Source organism: Samsonia erythrinae (genome assembly GCF_004342665.1).
Classification (GTDB): Bacteria; Pseudomonadota; Gammaproteobacteria; order Enterobacterales; family Enterobacteriaceae; genus Samsonia; species Samsonia erythrinae.
In genome coordinates this window covers 1-4,229 of record NZ_SMBY01000024.1, presented here as the reverse complement: position 1 = coordinate 4,229, position 4,229 = coordinate 1, and the positions used below count along the sequence as shown (strand labels likewise).

The window sequence follows — 4,229 nt, the reverse complement described above, 5'->3', positions numbered from 1 at the left end:
GGCCGCACCGCATCCAGATAGCGTTGTACCCAGACCAGCGCCCGCAGCCCCACTGGCACCACTCGGTCTTTGTTCCCCTTGCCCTGTCTGACGACCAGAACCCCGCGCCCCACGTCCACATCATCCAGCATCAGGTTTGCCAGTTCACTACGCCGTAGCCCGGTGCTCCACAGCATTTCCAGTACCGCACGGTTGCGCAGTCCGGTTAACGTCTCCGTGTCCTGCGCGGCCATTACCGCTTCGGTTTCCTCTTCGCTCAGTATCTGTGCCGGAAGCCGCTTCTCCGCTTTCGGCAACGTCATCTGTTCGGTGGGGTTGTACAGGATATGGTGGCGTTGCAGCAGCCAGCGGAACAGCATCTTGATAGCCGTCAGGCGGTTAAGCTGCCCACCCTGTGCCAGCGGTTTGCCGTCCGCCCTGCGGTAGCCGTGCAGATGCCGCTGATACGCTTCCAGCACTGCCAGACTCACCTGTGCTGCCTGCGTGATGCCCCGCTCTTCACACCACGTCACGAACGGCCGCAGCCGTTCACCGTAGGATTCGATTGTGCGCGGGCTGTGGTTCGTCGCGCTCAGGTGCGCAAGGTAAGCCATGGTGTACTGACGCAGCGTTTGGGACAGGCCGCTAAGGTAAAGGGCTTCGGGGCTGGGTGGTTTGGGTCGGGTCATGGCGGCGCGTCCTGTGGGGTGATGAGGAACCGTAAGGAAGAGAGCTACGGTACGATGGGTTTATTGTGTGCTGCCGGAACCGTGCTTTTGCCGTTAACCCGACCGGATGACGCAGAACCCTTGCCAGCACTGGCTTTAGCTACGATTAGCTTGTCCGACCGACTACCGACTGCACCCCGACCAGAAGCCGACCGCTTTGGGTTTACCCCCGACCGGACGGCATCATAGTGGTCTTTTCCTGTCATTTTTACCGTTTCCGGGGACGCTCCCGGCACATCGATAAGCCCGCACAGATGCGCGTTATCCGCCTGAGCATCGCCATCGAACAGCAGTTCATAACAGAACGTCAGACCTCGCTTGTGCAGCAGCAGGTATTCCAGTTCAACCAGCCGGGCAAGGTGGATTTTCAGTTGCGTATCGCCCCATTGCACCGCGTCCCGTAGCTGTTTGCGGGTAAAGTGATACTCCGCTTTCGGCTGGCCGCTCGTTTTTACCCAGCCCTGTATCAGCAGCAACAGCTTCCTTGTCTGTGGCGGCATCTCGTCCAGTGTGCGACCAAGGATTTCATGCGCTAACCGATTCGCCAGCACGATATCGGAACGCGCTACCTCGATGTATTCGATAACCTGCCCACGGTGCTCCACCGTCTTCACTTCCCGCTGGTACTGGTGCAGCAGCGCGATGCTCTGGATTAACGTCAGGTACTTCATATGGTCGCGGCGGGTGCGGGTCTTGTCGCTCAGGAACGTTAACTGACTGGCGAACGGGTTCACCACTTTTAACGGTTTCAGTAACCGCTGGGCATTCTGGTGCAGCTCGGTCAGATAGCCTTTCTCGTTCTCCATCAGCAGCCCTTCCAGCGTCTGCTTGTGGCGCTGCAAGGCATGGATAGCTTCGGTTTGTTCGCGGGATTCGTTCACGCTGAGCACCAGACAACGGTTTAACAGTTCTTCATCCACATCGATGGCCGTGGTGGTTAACATCAGCATCACCGGGCCTTTCACCGTGTACTGTTTCGTCACCAGATTGCCCGTCGCCTCGTCCTTACCGGTGCTGGCGATGGTCAGCTCCCCGTCACTCTGCAACAGCTTCAGCGCATAGGCCGCCTGCCGCACACCTTCCTCTTCCGCTATCGCCAGTATCTTGTGTTGCAGGTTCGTTTCCCCCAGATAGAACAGGCTCTGGCCTGTCATCGCCGAGTATTGCAGGCGTTCTTCCGGTGGTATCAGGTTCAGTACCGCATCCATCAGCGAGGATTTTCCCGCCGCGCTTGATGACTGGATAAGCACGGCCAGCGGCTTATCTAACTTACGGGAGACGGCGGCTAAGTAACCCGCCACTAGGTTTGTGGACTCACCGACCACACCACACGCCGCAAGGTCATCCGTCAGCCTGCTAATCAGGTTCGGGTCTTGCAGCAATGTCAGCGCGTCGGCTTTGGCGTCGTCATCCAGTTCCGGCGCGGTGTTATCACCCGTTTCCGGCTGGCTCAGATGACTTTCCAGTGCCAGCAGCACCCGCCCCAGACTGCGCTTAAGGTCGCTTTCCGCTAACCCTAACTCACTCGCGGCCAGCCGCACATAGCCTGCACGGCTCCGCGCACTCATCATGTCCACGCTGTCCGCGAACACCACGCCGCTTTCCGTATCCAGTACCTGTGCGTTCACTTTCATCGCGCCGCTGCCGATCCTGACCGACGCCATACCCCGGATGCGCCATTGCTGGCCGGACAGCGCTATCTCAAGCTCACCGTTCGGCAGGGCGTCAACCACAACCCCGGCAGCTAAAGAGGCGGCAGGTTGCGACGGTTTTTCAGGCTGTGGCACGGATTCAGGTTCAGCGCTGACCGCTTCCCCCATTGGCAACGCGCCGTCAACCAGTAACCCGAACGCCGCTTCCGGCTCCGCCACCTGACACAGATAGCCGTTCGCATCCATACCCGCCGGGAACACCACGCGGAACGGGGTGATGCCGTCAGCGGCTAACGCAGAAGCCAGTTTTACCGCGCCGTCATCGCCTGCCGCGTCGTTATCGAACGCGATTAGCACCTGTTTCACGCCATGGCGGATAAACGACTCGCGCATTTCTTCTGTGAACCCGTTCACCCCATAGGCGGCGGTGACGTTGCGATACCCCGCTACCCAGAACGACATCGCATCGATAAGCGATTCACATAAGATAACGGACTTACTCGCCACCAGTGCCTGCTCGTTCCAGACTCCACCGTGTGGCCCCGGCAGATACAGATGATTGGGCGTTCCCGCACGCAGACGGTCGCCCACCTTGCGGCCATATAACTCCCGCACCTGACCGTGCATATCGATAACCGGAACGACTAATGAACCCGCCAGATGTTCATGACCGGATGAACGCATCACGCCCAGCGCCTGCAACTGGCTGCGTACGGTTGCCCCGTCTTTTAGTTTGCTCGACGGCAGGCGATAGCCCAGCGTCCGGTTGGCGAACCCCAGGCGGAACTGCGCGACTAACTCAGGATGATTGAGGCGGCGCTTTTCCAGATAGGCGATGGCCTCTGGTGCATTGAGTAAGGTGTGATGATAAAACTCGGTAACACGATGCAGTAACGCCTGCCTTTCCTGCTCATTCGCGATATCCGCCACGGGCGGCAACGGCTCAGCGGCGGGCACGCTACCCAGTTCACGCCGCAGTTTATCGACCGCATGGGGCAGGCTGAGATTCTCCGTTTTCATCACCCAGTCCAGCACCGAGCCGCCTGCATCGCAGCCGAAGCAGTGATAGAGATTCTTGTCCGGCGAGATAACCATAGACGGGGTGTTCTCCTGATGGAACGGACACAGCACCACGAAGTCCTTGCCGCGCTTCACCACCTTTCTTCCCTGACCACGCACCACCTCAACCAGTGACACGGCGGCTTTCAGGTGCTGCAACTCGGATTCGGGGATGCGTGCCATAAACGGATTTCCTCTAAAAACCTGTCAATAGTAAAAGAGTATAAATAACTCCGTTGCAGAGTACTCTATTATAGAGTATTGTCAACTGAGTTATCAAAAACACGGGGTACTCTCATGGCAACGTTAACCAGACAACAGCTACAAGCCATGAACACTAAAGACGAGACATTCTTTAAGGAACTCGGAACGAGGATTGCACTGGCGCGTAAAGCCCAGCAACTGACTCAGCAGCAACTTGCTGAACAACTTGGCATCGCGCAGCAGACAATGGCGCACTATGAAGGCGGGAGACTCAAGGTTTCGGCGGCGTTGCTGCCACAACTGGCGCAGATCCTTAACCTGTCGCTGGATGAACTGCTTGGGCTGCCAGCACCGTACAGAAGCGGCAAGCGTGGCCCGGCCTCACGACTGGAGCAGCAGATCGAGATCATCAGCCAGTTACCACGCACGAAGCAGAAGCTGGTTTCTGAGATTTTAGATAATGTGATTGGCAAGGCAGAAGAGCAGTAAACGATAGCGCGACTGCTACAGGAGGCAACCTGTAACAGCCGCTCACCACAAGCAACTAACAGGAGTAGTTACTATGGCTAAGGCACATTCTAAGTCAGACGTCACCGTTAATAAAGCA

Annotated in this window: 3 protein-coding genes; 1 reads left to right on the top strand and 2 read right to left on the bottom strand. The window is 57.7% G+C overall.

The features are described from left to right. A partial coding sequence (locus tag EDC54_RS17755) for a tyrosine-type recombinase/integrase (protein ID WP_132459468.1) occupies positions 1-668 on the bottom strand: 668 nt, incomplete at its 3' end. 44 nt (positions 669-712) lie between these two features. Continuing rightward, a complete protein-coding gene (locus EDC54_RS17750) occupies positions 713-3,601 on the bottom strand; it encodes a DNA primase (protein WP_132459466.1) in 2,889 nt (962 codons plus the stop codon). A gap of 114 nt (positions 3,602-3,715) precedes the next feature. On the opposite strand from EDC54_RS17750, the gene EDC54_RS17745 reads away from it, so the two are divergent. Next, on the top strand, positions 3,716-4,111 hold the full coding sequence (locus EDC54_RS17745; RefSeq protein ID WP_132459464.1) for a helix-turn-helix domain-containing protein: 396 nt from the start codon (positions 3,716-3,718) through the stop codon (positions 4,109-4,111). The last annotated feature ends 118 nt before the right edge of the window (positions 4,112-4,229 follow it).